Raw genomic sequence first — 16,538 nt, 5'->3', positions numbered from 1 at the left:
TAGATAAACAGTTTTTACGTTTCTTTTAAATACTTGGTTTAAATGGATTAGATTAAGTAACTATTGTTCTAGCTTTTTGATAATCAAGACAACTGAAGAAAGGAAGGAATCATTTTATGAAAAAATTAAGGCTGCTAACATTTGAAAATATAGTAGAACCCCTTTTAAATGAAAAGGTATCATTTATATACTTTCCTATTGAATGGCTGGACATCGTAGAGATACATTATAAGACATTTTTATTAACGAGTAAGTTGAAACGTTTGAATGAAAGATTGTATGATATGTTTTCGGATATATTGTTTATTCAGCATAACCCGTACGTATTAAATGAAAATACACCATGGATTGTATCGAAAGAACCTATTAGACAAGAGCAGCTCGATTATATTTTTCAAAGTTGGTATGAGATTATTCATGATTGGAAACCAAATAGATTAGTAGAACCACCAAAATATGAATGGCAATCCGATTTGATTTCTAATTTGCCAGTACTACATGATAATGAAACGTATTCTAAGTGGGTGCCCGCTTTAATCTCACATATTTTTTGTGAGCGTCCTATATATTTAGAAAATACAAATGAAGAAGAAATCTATTTTTCCCCTCTTAGATCACAAAATATTTGTGAGGCGATGTCAGGGCCGATAAAAGATGAAAAAACACAAGATTTTTTCTCCTATGTATATCGATTCGAATGCATAACCCGCGGTGGTGAGAACGCTCCATTATTAAATATTTCAATAGGAATTCGGAGATTTTATCAAGAATATAAGATGATAGGTCAAACAAACCTTGATATGACAACGTTTGTTTGACTTTTTTGGATGAAATGCAAACATTTTGCAAACATAGGTTATCCAAAGATACTTTTACCGAAGTTTTTAACTGCTTCTTCCTGCATATTCGGTAAAACATGAGAATAGACACTTAATGTCATTGAAATATCTGTATGACCTAATCGCTCACTGATGATTTTAGGGTTAACTCCTTGTTTCAATAGTAGAGTTGCGTGTGTATGTCTTAAATCATGGAATTTAATTTCTTTTATACCTACTTTGTTTGTCATCCTAATGAAACTTTTTCTGAAATGTGCTCTTTTTATGATTCTTCCAAACTCATTACAATTTATTAAATCTTGATCTAGATAAGCAGAACCAAACCTTAATTTCTCTTTATTGATTAAAATTTTATGTTTTTTTAAGGCTGCTATTGTTTCATTAGGTACAGGAATTGTGCGTTTTGATGAATTTGTTTTTGCAGTTTTTTTGATTTTATTATCATGACCAGATGTTTGATTTATTGTAACAGTATGTTTTTCAAAATCAATGTCCTGCCATCGTAAACCTAGAACTTCTCCCAGACGCATACCTGTAGTTATTGCAAGTAGATACCCAATGTGATATCGTGATTCTTGTGAATGAGCTAAAAACTTTTTTACTTCTTCCTCTGTCCAAGTTTGGATAGGGGTTTTTTCTTTTTTAGGTATCTCAGCAAACTCTGCTGGATTTCGAGAAATAATATTTTGTTTTACGGCTAGGTTTAAAGCGCTCTTTAAAATTCTATGCATAAGCAGAATAGAATTGTTTGCAATCCCTTTATCTATCGCATTCTTATAGCATTTTTGAATGTGCATAACATTTAATTTATGGAGCGCGACCATTCCTATACTAGGTATAACATGTTGGTTGATAAATGCCCTATAGCCAGCAAAGGTACTCTTTTCTATGCTCATACTTTTAATTTCTAGCCAATGATTTAGGTAATCTTTTAGTGTAACTTTAGATGGCTCTATAAAAGTTCCTTCATTCAACTCTGTAATTTTCTTTGCAACATCAGCCTGTGCTTCTTTTTTTGTCTTATACCCAGAAAACCACTTCTGTCTTCTTTTTCCTGTCTCTGGATCAGGCCCGATATCAATAACAATACAATACTTATTTCCTCTTTTTCGAATATGTCCTTTCACTTAAAACACTCCTTCATTTGTTTTGAATCATGTTGTATAAGTCTAGTTGTAATTTTGCTGCTATGAAAATTACATAGTTGGACATATCAGCGATGGATACATTTTACCATATGTAAGAAAGATACGTTAGAGCGTAGTTATTAAATAATTAGGTCGAGAAATTGATTAGAGTGTACCTTACCTTTATTGCTTTACAAGGTTTTGAATGTGTATAATTTAATGGTATTAATATTAAAATTATAAAAATTTTAGAGGTGGGAATTCTTATGGCAATCTCAGTGAAAACAAGGAAACTTTTATGGGGGAAATCTGCAAGTAGATGCTCTTTCCCAGAATGTAAAATGGAACTAGTCATGGATGAAACAGAGACAGATGATGCATCAATTGTAGGAGAAGAATGCCATATAATTGCCAGGGAAGATGATGGACCAAGAGGAATTTCAGATATTTCAAAGAAGGAGAGAGATAAATATGCTAATTTAATTTTAATGTGTAATGTACATCATAAATTAATAGACGATCAAGAGCATACATATACAGTTGAAATCTTAAAAAATTTTAAAAATAACCATGAAGCATGGGTCAGTGAATCTTTAAAGATTGATGATTTTAAATTTAAAGATGATTTAATCTATTCATCGTACATAGATAAATGGGTAGAAAGAGTAGATTTAGACAATTGGCAAAGCTGGACTTCAAGATTATTAAGTTCTGGTCAACCGAGTATATATATAGATAAATTAAAAGAATTAGAGGAGCTTAGAATCTGGATGTTTTCAAGAATTATGCCAAATAGGTACCTAGAACTAGAAATGGCTTTTGAAAATTTCAGATTAGTATTAGTTGATTTAATTAATACATTTAAAAAGCATGCAGTTAAAAGTTATGATATTTATGACACTGAAAAATTTTATAGAAGTAGAGGTTGGAATGACGAATTAGGAGATAAATTATTAAAAGAGTATGATTATCATGTGGATTTAGTAATGGACTTAACTCTTGAACTTACACGAGCAGCAAACTTTGTATGTGATCAAGTTAGAAGATATTTATTATCTGATTTTCGATTAGAAGAAGGCTTGCTATTAATTACTTCTGGTCCAGATGAAATGTTCAATTTTACTACTTATGGTGTGAATTATAAAGGTGATCAAAGAAAAGGTATTCCGTATAGAGGATTAGAGGCTTTTAAAATGGATAGAGGCGATAGAGATCTACGTTTTGGGATTGGTGTAGGAATGTATTAGAAGCTAAGGAATTAGGTACAGTTTATATTTAATGGAATTATGCCCTGTAAAAAAAAGAGAGCTATCTCTGGCTTTCTTTTTTTATTCATGTAAACCAATTTAAAAGTATTTCATAGGCAGTAGCCATAGTACCTACTGTTGCGATCACGATAGCTAACTGTTTTGGCACATGAATTTTTAACAGTATATTGCCAATAACTATCATGGCAAGAAACATAACAGTTGCTTACATAGCTAGGTGATTAACGGATAATTGTATAAAACTAAAGTCAATTTGATGCATTTAATGTTCTCCTTATAATCTTTTTTTTTATAAAAACAGTATTATATTACGTTTAATAAATGAAAATGTTATTGTTTTTCAATATAAGAGAATACTGTGTTATATTAATTACTAAACTTTCTCAATAATTTTCAGATTATCACATGAATAAAATTTTGATTTTTTGTGATATTATGAAAATAACTAAAAAACGGACATAAAAAAGACCCATGACTGTGTAAGTGGTGCTGCAACACCCCTACACCGTCTCCCTAACCACAGTAGGGAAAACAACTGTCATAAGTCTTCGTACATTAGTATAACACACAACTTAGATGTAATGACACGTTTCTCTGTAAATGTAAAAACTAGGGATGACGTGTCTTTTGTCCATAAGGAGGACAAAGATTGTGCAAGTTTTATTGGATCTTAACGATATGCAAGAAAGTCTAAAATCATCCGGTTATACAAATAGGAAGTTAGCGATGCGTTTTAAAGTAACACATACAACTGTAAATAGTTATTTTAATAAAAGAGGTAAATTTGATTTTATGCACTTTGTGGATGCACTTAGGTTATATAAGCCTAAAGATATTAAGTTTAGAAGAAACTGCATCAAAGAGTGCATACCAACACTTTCACACAAAAATTTAAAATTGGCATTAGAAGTATTAGATATGTTTGGAGAATATGAACTTCAAGATATGATTATGCAGCAGATAAATAAATTTAAGAGTAACCATACAGGGACCGAAAAAGAAATGAAAAAAGGTATTTCAAAAACAGTACGAATAAACTTAAACTTGGTTCCTTTATACCAAACATTGCGAGAAAGAAGTGAAAATACGATTACACCTAAGGTGTTCTTTGAGAAAGTTGATAAAATGAGAAAAAATCAAAAATATATTGATAATGAACTTGTAATAATATTGATTCTAAATACAATATATTCTTTTTTTGATTTAGGTAATTACAAGATGGTGAATGAATATATTCAACAATTATTACCTGATATTATAAAAATTAAATGTCGCTCTTTAAGAGATTCATTTTTGTTAAGAATAAAAGAAATGGAGATTTTTGTGAACCTTCATGAAAATAAGTTAAGAGAATCTCGCCAAAAATGTTTTGATATAATAAGCGACGAGACAAATTGTTATGTCAGTACTAAGGCAGTAGCGTATTGTAAAATTGGAGAAAGTTATGTTTTCTCTGATTATCAGAAAGCTAAAGAGTACATGGAAAAGTCACTAAAAGTTATTGGTGATCCACCTAATAAGAAACTAGAATTAAGGAAAGAAAAAGTACTTAATACACTTTTGTTTTTAAGAATATACCATAAGAGAGATTTACATACTATTAACATTGATGATTTAGATGAAGCTGAGAGAGCTTTTTTATATGTAAGATTAGGTGAGAATGAAAAAGCAATTAGAATTTTACAGACCTTAAAAAATAACAACGGATATCTTAGTAGCTTTCAATTGTACTATATGGGGCTCGCAGTTGGAGGCAAAGCAGGGAAAAAATACTTAGAACTATCCCTTGAAAGTTTTTCTAAATCAGGTGATTTCTTCTATGTGTTTCTACCAAAAGAAGCATTGAAATGTTATAATTAAACTATACATAAAAGGTGGTGAAGCACTTGAAAAATAAGTTTGTAAAAGTAGTGTTATCAATTGTAGTTGTAGCTTGTCTTTCTATCACAACTTTTCAAGTGACAGGAAAGGATAAAGTACAAAGCGCTAAAGAACAAAAAACAATTCTATACATGATTGATCCAGGTCCCGGAGGCGGATAATTATATAAATATAAGAAATGACACTATCTATTAGATAGTGTCATTTCTGCTTTAAAGGGAATGGAAACATTTTGACTGGAACGACAAAAACTTTCCACTTTTATAAAGTCCACGTATAAATAACAGGATGCAAGGGGGAACTAGTAGTGACAAAAGAAGAAATTGTAATACTGTTCTTAGATACAGTAAAGGAATTCGCTCCTGAAAAATTAGAGGAATATATTGCAGAGATTAAAAAAAATAGCCTATCCTAATTCGAGAGGCTATTTTTCCATTTTCTTATGATGTTTATTCAGGGCTTGAGCGATAGCTAACATCTGGTCTAATGCCATATCTTCTTTATCTTTTGGAAGAGGTTCTAACCATGCCATAATTTCTTTAAATTTCTCGTATTTATTATCATCCTGGTTTGTTTCGTTATTTTCTCCATATAAGTAGTTCACAGGAACGGCAAATCTTTTCGCTATTTTTTCTATTGTCTCACGACTCGGGAAGGCTTTTCCATTTTCGAATTTTGAAACAGTACCCTTAGTAAGATCTACTTCTTTACCAAATTGTTCTTGGTTCATTTTATGTTCTAAACGAATTTGTTTTATTCTATCTTTCATATCCATAAAAAAACTCCCCTTATTAAGACTTTTCAATAATCCTAAATCCTATTAAGTTTATTATAAAGTTTCCTGACGAGAAACGTAAAGGACAAAAAAGTTTCCTATTCTGAAATTTTTTATAAAAAACACTTGAAGTTTCATACAATGAAACATATAATGGATTTGTAAGCATCAGAAGGGAGTGATCAGATGCAAACCGATACACCTAAAACAGAACTTCAAAAAGCATTTGAAGAATCTGGACTTAAATATCATGAACTAGCAAAAAAGTTAGGGATATCGAAGTCATACTGCTATAAAATAATTAATTGGAATCTAAGGGTTTACTATGATGTGGCAGTTAATATATCTAAAGTATTGGGAAAGGAAACAACTATATTATTTAAGGAACAAGAAAAAAATTTTAAACAATAAGTTTCATTGTATGAAACTTATTTGGAAGGAGTGAAAGAAAATGGGTTTAGAACAATTTATTAAAGAATCTATTCGTGAAATTGTAAGAGAGGAAATCAGATCAGCAATAGCTGACTTACAACAACAATCACAACCAAATAAGGTTATGCGAGTGAAAGAAGCCGCAGCTTATCTCAACATTGCGGTTTGCAGAATGTATGAATTAGCAAATCACCCTAGGTTTCCAGTAATAAGAGAAGGGCGTAAACTACTTTTCCTGCAAAAGGATTTAGAAGCTTGGCTTGAAGCACAAAAGGAGGTGATTTAGTGGAAGATACAACATCGTTAGTTATATTCGCAATGTTTATCGTATGTAGTGCATGGTTGCTTTATATTACTTACGAACCAATAAAACAATGGGCTTGGAGTGATGTAGAAAAAAATAAAAAGACCCACGGCAATGGGTCCTTTTCAAAAAATAAGTTGTTCTAAGTATACCACGGAAAGTAGGGAAATAGTACATGGATTTAATTGAATATCAAGTGTTATTACCTAATAAGTTTTGGGACTTAGCAAAAAGCAAAGATGAATTAAAACAGATGATAAAGCAATATTTCAGTGTTTGTTATCCACATTATAGAATTCAAGGAATTATCAAAAGCGGACAAGCATGTATTGCAATTTGTACTAGGAGGTTAAAAGATGGCGATATTTAGACAAGTACACACTTCATTTTGGAATGATGTGAAAGTACAAGAAGATTTTACACCAGAAGATAAGTATTTTTTCTTATATTTATTAACTAATCCACAAACGAAACAAATTGGTGTGTATCAAATAACAAAAAAACAAATGGCTTTTGAAACAGGTTATTCACATGAAACTATAAAGGCTTTGATGCAACGTTTCGAAGACTATCACAAGATAATAAAATACGATAATGAAACCAGAGAATTAGTCATTTTTAATTGGGGGAAATACAACCTGAAAAAAGCTGGAAAACCAGTTGAAGATTTAATAAAGAAAGAATTAAAAGAAGTGAAAAATATCTCTTTGTTGATTCCAATATGCAAACATATAGAGCAAAAGTCTATAAAAAGGCTAATTGAAACGTTTATTCACGACTCGTATAACGACAAGTTAACGAACCGTGGCACGAGTCGGGGACAAGAAGAAGAACAAGAAGAACAAGAAGAACAAGAAGAACAAGAAGAAGAAGAACAAGAAGAAAAAGAACAAGAACAAGAAGGACCTTTAGTAGTAGAAAATCTCGCAATCGATTTTTATATGAAAAATTTCGGACATATCTCTCCATTCATGGGAGAAGAAATTAATCAATGGATAGATGAGCTTAATCAATCGTTAGTAGTTGAAGCAATGAAAATCACTTTAGAAAACAATAAACGTAATTGGTCTTATACAAAAGGAATTCTAAAAGATTGGCATCAACAAGGCTTTAAAACAATTCAAGATGTAGAAGCAGCACAAGCAACATTTCGAAGACAACAAAGTAAAAAACGTACTGGTAAAGGTTATGCTAATCGAACTGAAGCTGTACCAGATTGGTTACATCAACAGGAAGAAACTGAACCTATGCAACAACGACAGCAAACTCAAAGCAATGATCTTGAAGATAATAAGAAACGTTTGGATGAGATTCTAAATAAATATAAAAATACAAAAGGAGAGTAAGGTATGAAAAACACAGGTGTTGCAAGAAAAGTGGACGAGCTAGGTCGTGTAGTAATTCCAGTAGAGTTACGCAGAACTTTAGCGATTGCCGAAGGAACAGTACTAGATTTTCATGTCGATGGTGAAAACATCGTTTTAAGAAAACACGAAAAGTCATGCTTTGTAACGGGGGAAGTTTCTGAAGATAACTTTGAGCTATTAGATGGGCGGATTTTTCTAAGTAATGATGGAGCAAAATTATTAATAGATACAATTATTCAATACCTTGATAAAGAAGGGAAAGTAAGAAAATGAATAGGGTTGATATGAAGAAAGGTACAAAAGAAATGATATATTCCAGCATTATTAAAAGGCTTCATGAAAATTTGAATATATTTAAAGAGGAATTAAAACAAGTGGTTACTAATGAGTGTAAAACTTATGGAGAGATAGAAAGGTATCTATTTATAAAGAAAAAAGAGGCTAAATGGAATCAAGATGAATTACAAATGTTTTTAATAGAAGCTGTAGAAAAAGATGTTGCTAAAGAAAAGAACAATCTATCCCTACAATAGATTGTTCATAAAATATTACTAAACGTTGGTTATTTTTACTACGGCAGAGCTGCTATAAACAATGTTTTCATTCTCTACTTTGCTAAAGAATTGTGAAGAAGAAATTAGTTCAGTTAAAGAAGGTATAAAACCAACATGAGTATGTATCCATACCTTATATGGTTCGCTTTGAGAAGTATATTGCTCATTTTTATAATCAACTAGATTAATTGGAATAAACATATCACCTTCATGAACGATCAGCTTTTCATCATTACTAAAAGTAATTACAGCATAAGATTTTGGCATGTGTAACCCTCCCTTCAAGGGAGATTATACCAAAAAAATAACTTAATAGGATAATTCATATAAGAAAAAAGTTTTATGGGTTGTAACATTACTGTTTATAAGAAGGGTGTTGAAATTGTTGATACGGCAACTAAACATTTTCGATGTAGAGCCAGCAATTTGTGAGTTCGATGTAATGAAGGCAAATGTGAAAAGAGGTACAGGACGCACTACATATGCTGATGTACGCGTCCAGGTTCCAACGAATGCAAAGTGTACGGATGAATTACCACGCACAACTAAACAAGATGATCGCTATGATATTTTTGAACAGTATGTAATGGCAATATGGAGATTTCATAGAGCTGTAGATAAGTTTTTCAATTGGGATATAGCTGAAGAATTGTGTAAGGCAGCAAGGGATAAAAAAGAAATAATTCCGGTACGGGTTTATTTAGGAAGTGGTTTTAAACCTGATGTTGTCGAGTATATGCGGTAGTAAAAAGGAGAGGGACATATGAAAAAAATAGAAATCGATGTTAGTAGCAACAAACTTTTAATAGTGAAGGACGGAAATGTAACAGTAGTAAATCCGCCAATGAGTGGATTCGGTGAGCAAGTTGCGGTTTGGGTAAACGGTAAAGTTGATCGTGTAGATACTAAGTTTACTGAAAAGATAAAATAATTTTTTACTAGAAAGTAGGTTCGCTTATGAGTGTAGCGAGAAATCATGAAGCGATGAAGGAATCACGGTTGAAGGTATACATTGCTTTAGAAGAAGCTAACTTCATTTGGGATGAAAGAGATGTAATTCTTTTTCGTGAAATGTGGAGTCAGGGCATGAGCTTGCCAAAGATGGCAAAAGCGCTAAGAAGGCACCAAGCGGAAGTTGCACTCCTTGTAATAGATCAGGCTGATAAGTATTTAATTGAAAATCGTCCGTTAGGATTAGGAATTTACTAAATAGGAAGGGGAAAATAAAATGAACGTTATGGAAAACGGTGTATATGAAACAACTAAATTAGTTAGTGAATTAAAGGAAGGACAAGCTGTAATGAATATTAATCATATTAGTGAATTAGATCAATATCAAGAAGCGGCATTACGTACATGGAATACAAATAATGATTTTGGTGGACGTGTTTTAAATGCAGCATTAGGTCTTACGGGAGAAGCTGGTGAGGTTGCTGATGTTGTAAAAAAAGCAATTTTTCATGGTCATGGATTTGATCCAGCTCATTGTCCAGGAGAAGAAGAAGGAAATACACATAAAATCGCTTTAGAGCTAGGGGACATCTTGTACTACATTTCAATCATGTCTCATGAAATGGGATATACCCTAGTAGATATTGCTCAAATGAATATATCTAAATTAGCAACGAGATACCCAGACGGATTTAGCCGAGAAGCTAGTCAAAATCGTGTAGATATGAAATGAAAATTGTAATAAAAAAGAGCCGTGAGTGGAAAGGCTCATAGCTCTTTTTTATAAGGGTAATGATTCTATATATAAATATTATCATATAATCCCAAAAAATTCAATGTCAGTCAATTAATTGGTATAAAATTTGGATTTTATTTAAAAGAAGGAACGGAGGAGTATGTAAAAGGCTTTGAAAGATCCATAAAAAAAGAATTCAGTAAAACTCTGAATTCTTCTACACGTAATTTTATTTGTTAATCCATTTGGAAATAATAGGATAATGAAATTCTTTTTCTTGTAGCACATATAAAATTCCTTTTATAGGTCCGAAAATTAACAAAAGAAACAGTATCAAATATAAGGGAGCTATTCCGAAAATAATCAAAGCGTTATTTGAAGCTAAGTCTAAATTAGATAAAGATAGCATTAAGATTCTTATTATGAAAAGATTCCAAATCACTGTAATTATCCAAATGAATAGTTGGTAAAACATAGCTTCAAGGATATTTTTTCGAATGTTTTGTGATTTGTACACAAAATAAAAAATCAACGGTATATAAAAAATTGTGACGCTAAAGAAAATAAGAATAAAAAAAGATAATAAGGTAAGAAAATGCATAATTAATTTTATGTTCTTTTCTTGAGTTGGGATCATTAAGGTCCTCCTATATGTATGAGATTTGTTGTGCCCATTATAATATGTGCTGTAGATAATTGTAACATAAAAATTAATTGTAATAGAATACTGCATCGAAAAGAACACGTATTAAATTAAACAAGAAGCCCTAGAGTTAGGGCTCTAGAGCTTTTTGTTTTGGTATTCTCACATGGTTTTTCAAAAAGAATAGAACATATTGAAGATAACATGTGAATGTTTCATAAATGTATCAAAAAAGTGAACAAAATTGCTATTGCGGAAGAAGCAGAAATGAAGTTTCTAATACGTAAGTACGTGAAAGGTATTATTTCAAGTGGATAAAATGTGCATGGGACACCTAATCATTACTTTATCGGGGGAAAAGAATATGTTATGAACTTTGTTAAATGGAAAAATGAAAATTTTACTTTTAGAGTGAAACTAAACAAAAATGCTATTTTAATAGAAAAATAGGTGACTCAGCAATTGTGTCAGCCGAGTCACCCAGTACTAATGGTCTAGATAATATTCTTTTTTTTATATGTAGTTATAGTGAGTTCTTAGAGGCTAACTCCAAATCGCAGTTAAAGGACAAAGAAATTTATTTTAGAAAGTATTAGATTTTACTATGTTAATGCTACAACAGCGAGAGTTAAGCCCAACGTATTTAATGAATTAGAATATGGTCCCACATTAACAGTAAGAGTACTTGTTATACCTGGAGGTGTAGTGAAAATTGCGGGGGCTGATATAGAAGTGAATCCTGCAGTATATCCTAGAGAAGTACCTGAGCCAATGACTGGATTATTATTAAGATACATAGTGACACCTGCCGAATTACCTCCTGGTTGAATGATAACTTGCACTTCATAGATTGCCAAATAGGTTCTGCCACCTTCAAGTAAAACAGTTGTTGGCGGTGTGAATGAGATTGCCGTACCATTAGAATTTACCACGGTATCTAGTGGAATCGCAGAATTTACAGAAACTATTGATGGGGTAGTTTGAACAACATTTAAACTGTTAGCCGTGGGGGATGGACAAGAACAAGGTTTGTGAATGTTAGAGTTATTATCATTTTGGTAATTCACAAATAATCAAACTCCTTTATGTAAGATAATTTTTTATCCTATATAAAATGTAGTTCTTTGTGTATTTATATTATTTTTAATAAGTTTATAAAATTAGAACAATATTGTTGGGCATTCAATTTTTAACAGTATGATACTCTAAGAATTTTAAAGCGCATCTGATAAATATATATGAATGTTTTTTGGGGGACATTACTATAAGTTAGGAAACATAATAAAAGAACCCGTTTGTTATAAACGGATTCTTCCCACAAGATTTGCAAGAAATTCAAGGTAACTAGACCGGAGCACTTATTGAATTTCTTGGGATAATAGTGTATGCAAAGGAATCAATAAGGTTAAAGAAATTCAAACAAAAGCTTTATTTAATCGGACAAAGAGGCCCGGGAAAGCACTCTTTGACCAATACTCACATCATATTATGAAGTGAAAATGTAGCAGCAATATATTTTATGTATATTTTTAGGATATGTGCAAATGCTTATGTATTGAAAAGTTATTCAGTTATTTGAAATATAGTTTCATCAGGTCTAGAGAATCCATACAATTTCCTTGCGAACTTTAAAATACCTTCTTCGCTCTCTGTTAAAGTTTTAATATCGTTTTCAAAATAACGTCCTATAAGTTCTAATTCAGACAATTTTTTCTTTTCTTTATTAAGTGTAATTTGTTTTTCTTGAATCATTTGTTCTTGCTTATAAATGCAGATTTGAATGGAAATAACCATAGGTAGTATAAAAGCAAGTGCTAATAAAAGACGACGTCTTAGCTTTTTATTCGTTTGTCGATTCTTATTAGGATTAATTTGTTTTTTTGAGATTGATTGTTGTGGTGTTAAATTTGGGACACTACCCATTTTAAAGCCTCCATTACTTATGTATAGAATTTAAATTGTTTAAAAGTATTATATATGCTAAATAGATAAATTTGAACTTATTTTGGCAAAGAGAGGTTTTATGAAACTTAACAAAATAGTTATTTTGTATTAATCCAAAAAATAAAGAGCTCTTTTTAAAGAGCTCTTTACCAAAAGTGATCTTGAATATGAATACGCACGATATTGTATGCGTGCTATTCAGGTAGGTGCAAATTTAAAACAAAATTCTTATTTGGGCATAAAAAAGAGCACAATATATGTGCTCTTGGACAAGAAAGGTAGATTTCTATGAGTGGATGCCTCCATACAATAATATATGCTTGTCCAGTAAAAAGGTGAATAGATAAAAGAACCCGTTTGTTATAAACGGATTCTTCCCTTAAGGTGTGCAAGGAATACAAGGTAACTGGCCTAAGGAAACCTGTAGAATTCCTTGTGGTAATACTGTATGCAAAGGAATCAATAAGGTTAATAAATTTTAAAGAAAATCCTTATAGGAATAGAGAAGAGCATCCTTAGGGCGTAAGGCGCTCTTTGACCAAGAACTATATTGTGTATTTTTTATAGTCCGTATAAGTATATGGAAGTTGAAAATAAAGAGTGAATCAAATTTTAATAAAATATTTATTTAAAAAGGAGACGGGAGTTATGAGAGAACGTGAAAATTGGGATGTATTGTGTGAAGAGTGCGATAAGGTAATCATCATCGGTGTAAAAACGGAATTCGGAGATCATTATTGTAAAACATGTTATGACAAGCTAGCGTACGGAAACAAAGGAAAGTAATTTAATAAAATCCTTATTTAACAACAAATAAAAAGAGTGCATTTTTATATGCACTCTTAGTAAATCTGGTGAACGTCTCATGAAATATAAAAAATTCAAAAAATCGTAATCAGATTTTTTACGAGTAATTTTTTTATATTGTATGCCTTACTTGGAATTATGGAGCCTGTCATCAAAGAAAAAAGGAAAAAGAGGAAGGCGGAAAATTAAACAAAATCGTTATTTGAAACCAAATAAAAAAAGAGCACACATATAAGTGTGCTTCTAGACTAAAAGGTTTGAACGTATGGACTGTGGAGTGCCCTACACAATAATATATGCTTGTCTGATTAAAAGGTGAAAAATTTTTATATAAAGACGTTATTTAATTATGAAATACAAAAGAGCACTTATAGAAGTGCTCTTGATAAAAGCTATCCCTCTTGCTGGTAGAGGTACATGGTATTATATGTGAGATTTTTATAAGGGTGAAAAAATTAATGAAAACGCTGTTTTAGTAACCCCCCTTTTTAAAAAGGCCTGTTGTGAGGGTAGGCCTTTTTAAAAAATTTAAGGATAAAGTTTTACATGGAGATAAATTATATATTACTAGATTTAATTCATAAATCCTGTATGTTGAAGGTTGAAAAAATTTTTATGTATTTAATAAAAACTTCATTTTAATAAATAAGGAGGATGAATGATGGTTTTAGAGGCGAAGGTGAAATTTGAATTAGATGAAGAACAGAAATTACAGTTTCAAAATATAAGGGAAAACGAAGGGGAACAAGAAGCGTTTTACTTTCTAGAAGAATTGATAATGAAAGGAATTGATTTAGCTGAATTTGTAGAGATGGAGTACAAGGATAACAAATAACATTTCAGTCAAATCGAAAGGGGAATGGAGAAATGATTGAACAAATGGATATTGCGGAGGGGCAGTTATCAATATTCGAAATGGATGAAACGAAAATCAAATTGTATGAAGTCTTAGAAGCGAATGGATACCATTGCGAGATTAGGAGTTATTATCTACACAGCGATTACTTGGGTGAGGTTAAATACTTCTTCGTTAGAACAACTGATGACATGATCATCGATATGTGCTTGAGTCAGTTTCCAGAAGTGTTTACGGCGTATAAGGGATTCAGTGAAATTGAGATCAAGAAGATATACAGAGGAAGATTACAATAAAAATTTCATTTTGTTATAAATAAAAAGGCGGTTGTTTCCGCAACCACCTTTTTATAAAACAGAGCAACTTTTTCAGAAATAATATATGAATGATTCCTGAAAAGGTTATAGGATATAATCGCATTTTTATAACAAAAGTGACGAGCTCAGGTTATAAGAAAGGACTGACTATAGTGTATGCAATCCTACTTATAACAGTCACAAATAAAAGAGCAGCTAGTAAAAGCTAACTGCTCGATACAGATAAGTAGTGAAGGAATACATGGACGGTTAAAAGAGTTCTGGCTTATCGCCCATATATAGTATGTGTTTAATATTAAGGAATATTCGGATGTGTAAAATTAAAAAAGAGCACCTTCGAACAGTGCTCTTTCTCGGAGTGAATTTAAAACATTTAAGCAGGCCTTATGAAGGTGTATTGAAAAGTGTTCAATACAAAGTATGTCATTTTATAAAAAAGGTGATGAAAAATAAAAGAGCAGATAGCAAAAGCTAACTGCTCCACATTCGACAAAAGATTTCGGGCAGAAATCACTGCTAAGAAATCTGCTTATAGTTAGTATGTACAAGATTGCGCTTAGTATTCAAAGAAATAAAAAGCAGCCAGCAAAAGCTAACTGCTCCAAACAGGGATGTAACTCTAGATGTATATATATTATTGACGGAATGTTGGATTTTATTCAGGGGAGGAAGAGGGAAATGAAAGAAGTTGAGTTCAGAGCTTGGGATTTAAAAGATAAGCGAATGTATTATAACGTTGGTATTGTAGGAACTTTAATAATTTTAGAGCATGAACAAAGCGGTTATGAGTTCTGCGAATTGGAATTGAAATCATATGACCATATAGATAATAACTATGTGTTAATGCAGTATTCAGGCATTAAAGATGTAGAGGGAACAAAGATATTCGAGGGAGATATGGTAAGAATATTTGTTCCAAATGATCCAGAAGTAAAAGAATACACTTCTACAGTTTTTGAATTGGAAGGTGCACTTGTTGTTAAAATGGTTGGATTTGATATATACCAAGATGATCATTGTGTTGGATGGGTTCCGGAAGATTATGAATTAAAAGTGATAGAAAACATATATGAAAATAAAAACTCAATAAAATAATCCTTTTAATAGAAAGCGAGGTTAGGATAATGACTAATTTAAAGAAAAGAAAAATTAGAAAAGCTATCGCGCGTCGCACAAAACCAGTAGAGAAATATCATGTCGATAACGCTTGGAGAAATATTTTTGTGAAAGCTGGAATAATAAAATAACAGTACTGGAGGGATAGAAAATGAATGGTAAACAGTTTTTCGGAATGTATTTGGCTCTTTACTTAATCATCATGTTTGTGACCTTTAGTAATGCGAAAAGCTTCATACAAGCTGGAATTATTATGGTACTTGTAATTTTGATTTCAGAAGTTGATCATAGATATGGGTTTTATAAGGGAAGCAAGAAAGCTAAAAGCAAACAAATATAGTCCGGCTAGAAAACTAGAGGACACCAATTCATTAAAGCAGCAATAAAAGCTGTTTTAGGAATAGGTGTCCTTTTTATTTTGACAAGGGAGATGGGGAAATGAAGGGGTTAAAAGATCAGTTAAGTGAATGGAAAAAGCAATCGAATCAAGCAAAAAAGAAAAAGAAGAAAAAACGAAAAGAGAAATTTAGCACTCGTGAAATTGAGGATTTAATGGGAATGCATAGGCCTTGTTATGAACGAAGACGTGGAGCAATAAGACAAAAGTAATTTAAAAATAAA

General features: G+C 31.5%; 28 protein-coding genes. 22 read left to right on the top strand and 6 right to left on the bottom strand.

Going from position 1 to position 16,538, the window contains the following annotated elements; translation table 11 throughout:
* The first annotated feature begins 116 nt into the window (after positions 1-116).
* Positions 117-818 (top strand): pPIWI_RE module domain-containing protein, encoded by a 702-nt coding sequence (locus MRP26_RS16620; protein WP_000736205.1) that lies wholly within the window; start codon positions 117-119, stop codon positions 816-818.
* A 38-nt stretch (positions 819-856) separates the two neighbouring features.
* Here MRP26_RS16620 and MRP26_RS16615 read toward each other — a convergent pair whose 3' ends face one another.
* Positions 857-1,966 (bottom strand): site-specific integrase, encoded by a 1,110-nt coding sequence (locus MRP26_RS16615; protein ID WP_242806398.1) that lies wholly within the window; start codon positions 1,964-1,966, stop codon positions 857-859.
* A 266-nt stretch (positions 1,967-2,232) separates the two neighbouring features.
* Here MRP26_RS16615 and MRP26_RS16610 point away from each other — a divergent pair, with 266 nt between their 5' ends.
* The 3 genes from MRP26_RS16610 (at position 2,233) to MRP26_RS16600 (ending at position 5,276) form a co-directional block, all read left to right on the top strand.
* On the top strand, positions 2,233-3,213 hold the full coding sequence (locus MRP26_RS16610; protein WP_242806396.1) for a hypothetical protein: 981 nt from the start codon (positions 2,233-2,235) through the stop codon (positions 3,211-3,213).
* A 672-nt stretch (positions 3,214-3,885) separates the two neighbouring features.
* A complete protein-coding gene (locus MRP26_RS16605) occupies positions 3,886-5,094 on the top strand; it encodes an AimR family lysis-lysogeny pheromone receptor (protein WP_242806394.1) in 1,209 nt (402 codons plus the stop codon).
* Positions 5,095-5,120: 26 nt separating this feature from the next.
* Entirely contained in the window at positions 5,121-5,276 is a 156-nt protein-coding gene (locus MRP26_RS16600; protein WP_242806487.1) for a hypothetical protein, read from the top strand.
* A gap of 263 nt (positions 5,277-5,539) precedes the next feature.
* On the opposite strand, the gene MRP26_RS16595 is transcribed toward MRP26_RS16600, so the two are convergent.
* Positions 5,540-5,890, bottom strand: a complete 351-nt coding sequence (locus MRP26_RS16595; RefSeq protein ID WP_242806392.1) for a helix-turn-helix transcriptional regulator — start codon at positions 5,888-5,890, stop codon at positions 5,540-5,542.
* 186 nt (positions 5,891-6,076) lie between these two features.
* Here MRP26_RS16595 and MRP26_RS16590 point away from each other — a divergent pair, with 186 nt between their 5' ends.
* From MRP26_RS16590 to MRP26_RS16560, 7 genes are read left to right on the top strand one after another with little or no spacing between them, the layout of a single operon-like run.
* A complete protein-coding gene (locus MRP26_RS16590; protein ID WP_242806390.1) occupies positions 6,077-6,301 on the top strand; it encodes a helix-turn-helix domain-containing protein in 225 nt (74 codons plus the stop codon).
* A gap of 40 nt (positions 6,302-6,341) precedes the next feature.
* A complete protein-coding gene (locus MRP26_RS16585; RefSeq protein ID WP_000522182.1) occupies positions 6,342-6,608 on the top strand; it encodes a helix-turn-helix domain-containing protein in 267 nt (88 codons plus the stop codon).
* Complete coding sequence (locus MRP26_RS16580) at positions 6,608-6,772, top strand: hypothetical protein (RefSeq protein WP_242806388.1); 165 nt, start codon at positions 6,608-6,610, stop codon at positions 6,770-6,772. Before MRP26_RS16585 ends, MRP26_RS16580 begins: the two co-directional genes overlap by 1 nt.
* A 29-nt stretch (positions 6,773-6,801) precedes the next feature.
* Positions 6,802-6,996, top strand: a complete 195-nt coding sequence (locus MRP26_RS16575) for a hypothetical protein (RefSeq protein WP_242806386.1) — start codon at positions 6,802-6,804, stop codon at positions 6,994-6,996.
* On the top strand, positions 6,983-7,972 hold the full coding sequence (locus MRP26_RS16570; protein WP_242806384.1) for a DnaD domain-containing protein: 990 nt from the start codon (positions 6,983-6,985) through the stop codon (positions 7,970-7,972). The genes MRP26_RS16575 and MRP26_RS16570 overlap by 14 nt, the downstream gene beginning before the upstream one ends.
* A 3-nt stretch (positions 7,973-7,975) precedes the next feature.
* Complete coding sequence (locus MRP26_RS16565; protein ID WP_242806382.1) at positions 7,976-8,266, top strand: AbrB/MazE/SpoVT family DNA-binding domain-containing protein; 291 nt, start codon at positions 7,976-7,978, stop codon at positions 8,264-8,266.
* The gene (locus MRP26_RS16560; RefSeq protein ID WP_242806380.1) at positions 8,263-8,526 is read left to right on the top strand and encodes a hypothetical protein; all 264 of its coding nucleotides are present in this window, start codon (positions 8,263-8,265) and stop codon (positions 8,524-8,526) included. Before MRP26_RS16565 ends, MRP26_RS16560 begins: the two co-directional genes overlap by 4 nt.
* Before the next feature lie 18 nt (positions 8,527-8,544).
* Here the strand turns inward: MRP26_RS16560 and MRP26_RS16555 are convergent, their stop codons facing one another.
* A complete protein-coding gene (locus MRP26_RS16555; protein WP_242806378.1) occupies positions 8,545-8,814 on the bottom strand; it encodes a hypothetical protein in 270 nt (89 codons plus the stop codon).
* Positions 8,815-8,932: 118 nt separating this feature from the next.
* Between MRP26_RS16555 and MRP26_RS16550 the strand changes: the two genes are divergently transcribed.
* The 4 genes from MRP26_RS16550 to MRP26_RS16535 are packed head-to-tail and all read left to right on the top strand — an operon-like array spanning position 8,933 to position 10,231.
* Positions 8,933-9,292 (top strand): cell division protein SepF, encoded by a 360-nt coding sequence (locus MRP26_RS16550; protein ID WP_242806376.1) that lies wholly within the window; start codon positions 8,933-8,935, stop codon positions 9,290-9,292.
* Between the two features lie 18 nt (positions 9,293-9,310).
* Positions 9,311-9,478 (top strand): DUF3954 domain-containing protein, encoded by a 168-nt coding sequence (locus MRP26_RS16545; protein WP_000717828.1) that lies wholly within the window; start codon positions 9,311-9,313, stop codon positions 9,476-9,478.
* A 26-nt stretch (positions 9,479-9,504) separates the two neighbouring features.
* Complete coding sequence (locus MRP26_RS16540; RefSeq protein ID WP_242806374.1) at positions 9,505-9,756, top strand: helix-turn-helix domain containing protein; 252 nt, start codon at positions 9,505-9,507, stop codon at positions 9,754-9,756.
* A gap of 19 nt (positions 9,757-9,775) precedes the next feature.
* Complete coding sequence (locus MRP26_RS16535; RefSeq protein ID WP_242806372.1) at positions 9,776-10,231, top strand: nucleoside triphosphate pyrophosphohydrolase family protein; 456 nt, start codon at positions 9,776-9,778, stop codon at positions 10,229-10,231.
* 232 nt (positions 10,232-10,463) lie between these two features.
* Here MRP26_RS16535 and MRP26_RS16530 read toward each other — a convergent pair whose 3' ends face one another.
* From MRP26_RS16530 to MRP26_RS16520, 3 genes are all read right to left on the bottom strand, one after another.
* On the bottom strand, positions 10,464-10,871 hold the full coding sequence (locus MRP26_RS16530; RefSeq protein WP_242806370.1) for a magnetosome magnetite crystal formation protein family: 408 nt from the start codon (positions 10,869-10,871) through the stop codon (positions 10,464-10,466).
* A 608-nt stretch (positions 10,872-11,479) separates the two neighbouring features.
* Positions 11,480-11,944: a hypothetical protein gene (locus MRP26_RS16525; RefSeq protein WP_242806369.1), complete on the bottom strand. Its 465-nt coding sequence runs from the start codon at positions 11,942-11,944 to the stop codon at positions 11,480-11,482.
* 496 nt (positions 11,945-12,440) lie between these two features.
* On the bottom strand, positions 12,441-12,800 hold the full coding sequence (locus MRP26_RS16520) for an FtsB family cell division protein (RefSeq protein ID WP_242806367.1): 360 nt from the start codon (positions 12,798-12,800) through the stop codon (positions 12,441-12,443).
* Positions 12,801-13,469: 669 nt separating this feature from the next.
* Here MRP26_RS16520 and MRP26_RS16515 point away from each other — a divergent pair.
* From MRP26_RS16515 to MRP26_RS16485, 7 genes are all read left to right on the top strand, one after another.
* On the top strand, positions 13,470-13,607 hold the full coding sequence (locus MRP26_RS16515; protein ID WP_078404562.1) for a hypothetical protein: 138 nt from the start codon (positions 13,470-13,472) through the stop codon (positions 13,605-13,607).
* 679 nt (positions 13,608-14,286) lie between these two features.
* A complete protein-coding gene (locus tag MRP26_RS16510) occupies positions 14,287-14,463 on the top strand; it encodes a hypothetical protein (RefSeq protein ID WP_242806365.1) in 177 nt (58 codons plus the stop codon).
* Positions 14,464-14,495: 32 nt separating this feature from the next.
* Entirely contained in the window at positions 14,496-14,780 is a 285-nt protein-coding gene (locus tag MRP26_RS16505) for a hypothetical protein (protein ID WP_242806363.1), read from the top strand.
* Positions 14,781-15,479: 699 nt separating this feature from the next.
* A complete protein-coding gene (locus tag MRP26_RS16500; RefSeq protein ID WP_000665664.1) occupies positions 15,480-15,896 on the top strand; it encodes a YopX family protein in 417 nt (138 codons plus the stop codon).
* Between the two features lie 29 nt (positions 15,897-15,925).
* On the top strand, positions 15,926-16,048 hold the full coding sequence (locus MRP26_RS16495; RefSeq protein WP_242806354.1) for a DUF3983 domain-containing protein: 123 nt from the start codon (positions 15,926-15,928) through the stop codon (positions 16,046-16,048).
* Between the two features lie 20 nt (positions 16,049-16,068).
* A complete protein-coding gene (locus MRP26_RS16490) occupies positions 16,069-16,257 on the top strand; it encodes a hypothetical protein (protein ID WP_078400816.1) in 189 nt (62 codons plus the stop codon).
* A 98-nt stretch (positions 16,258-16,355) separates the two neighbouring features.
* Positions 16,356-16,526: a hypothetical protein gene (locus MRP26_RS16485; RefSeq protein ID WP_078400839.1), complete on the top strand. Its 171-nt coding sequence runs from the start codon at positions 16,356-16,358 to the stop codon at positions 16,524-16,526.
* Positions 16,527-16,538 lie beyond the last annotated feature (12 nt).

The organism is Bacillus sp. CCB-MMP212 (assembly GCF_022748145.1).
Classification (GTDB): domain Bacteria; phylum Bacillota; class Bacilli; order Bacillales; family Bacillaceae_G; genus Bacillus_A; species Bacillus_A cereus.
Note: the sequence above shows the minus strand (reverse complement) of the source record. Positions and strands in the feature narration are given on the sequence as shown.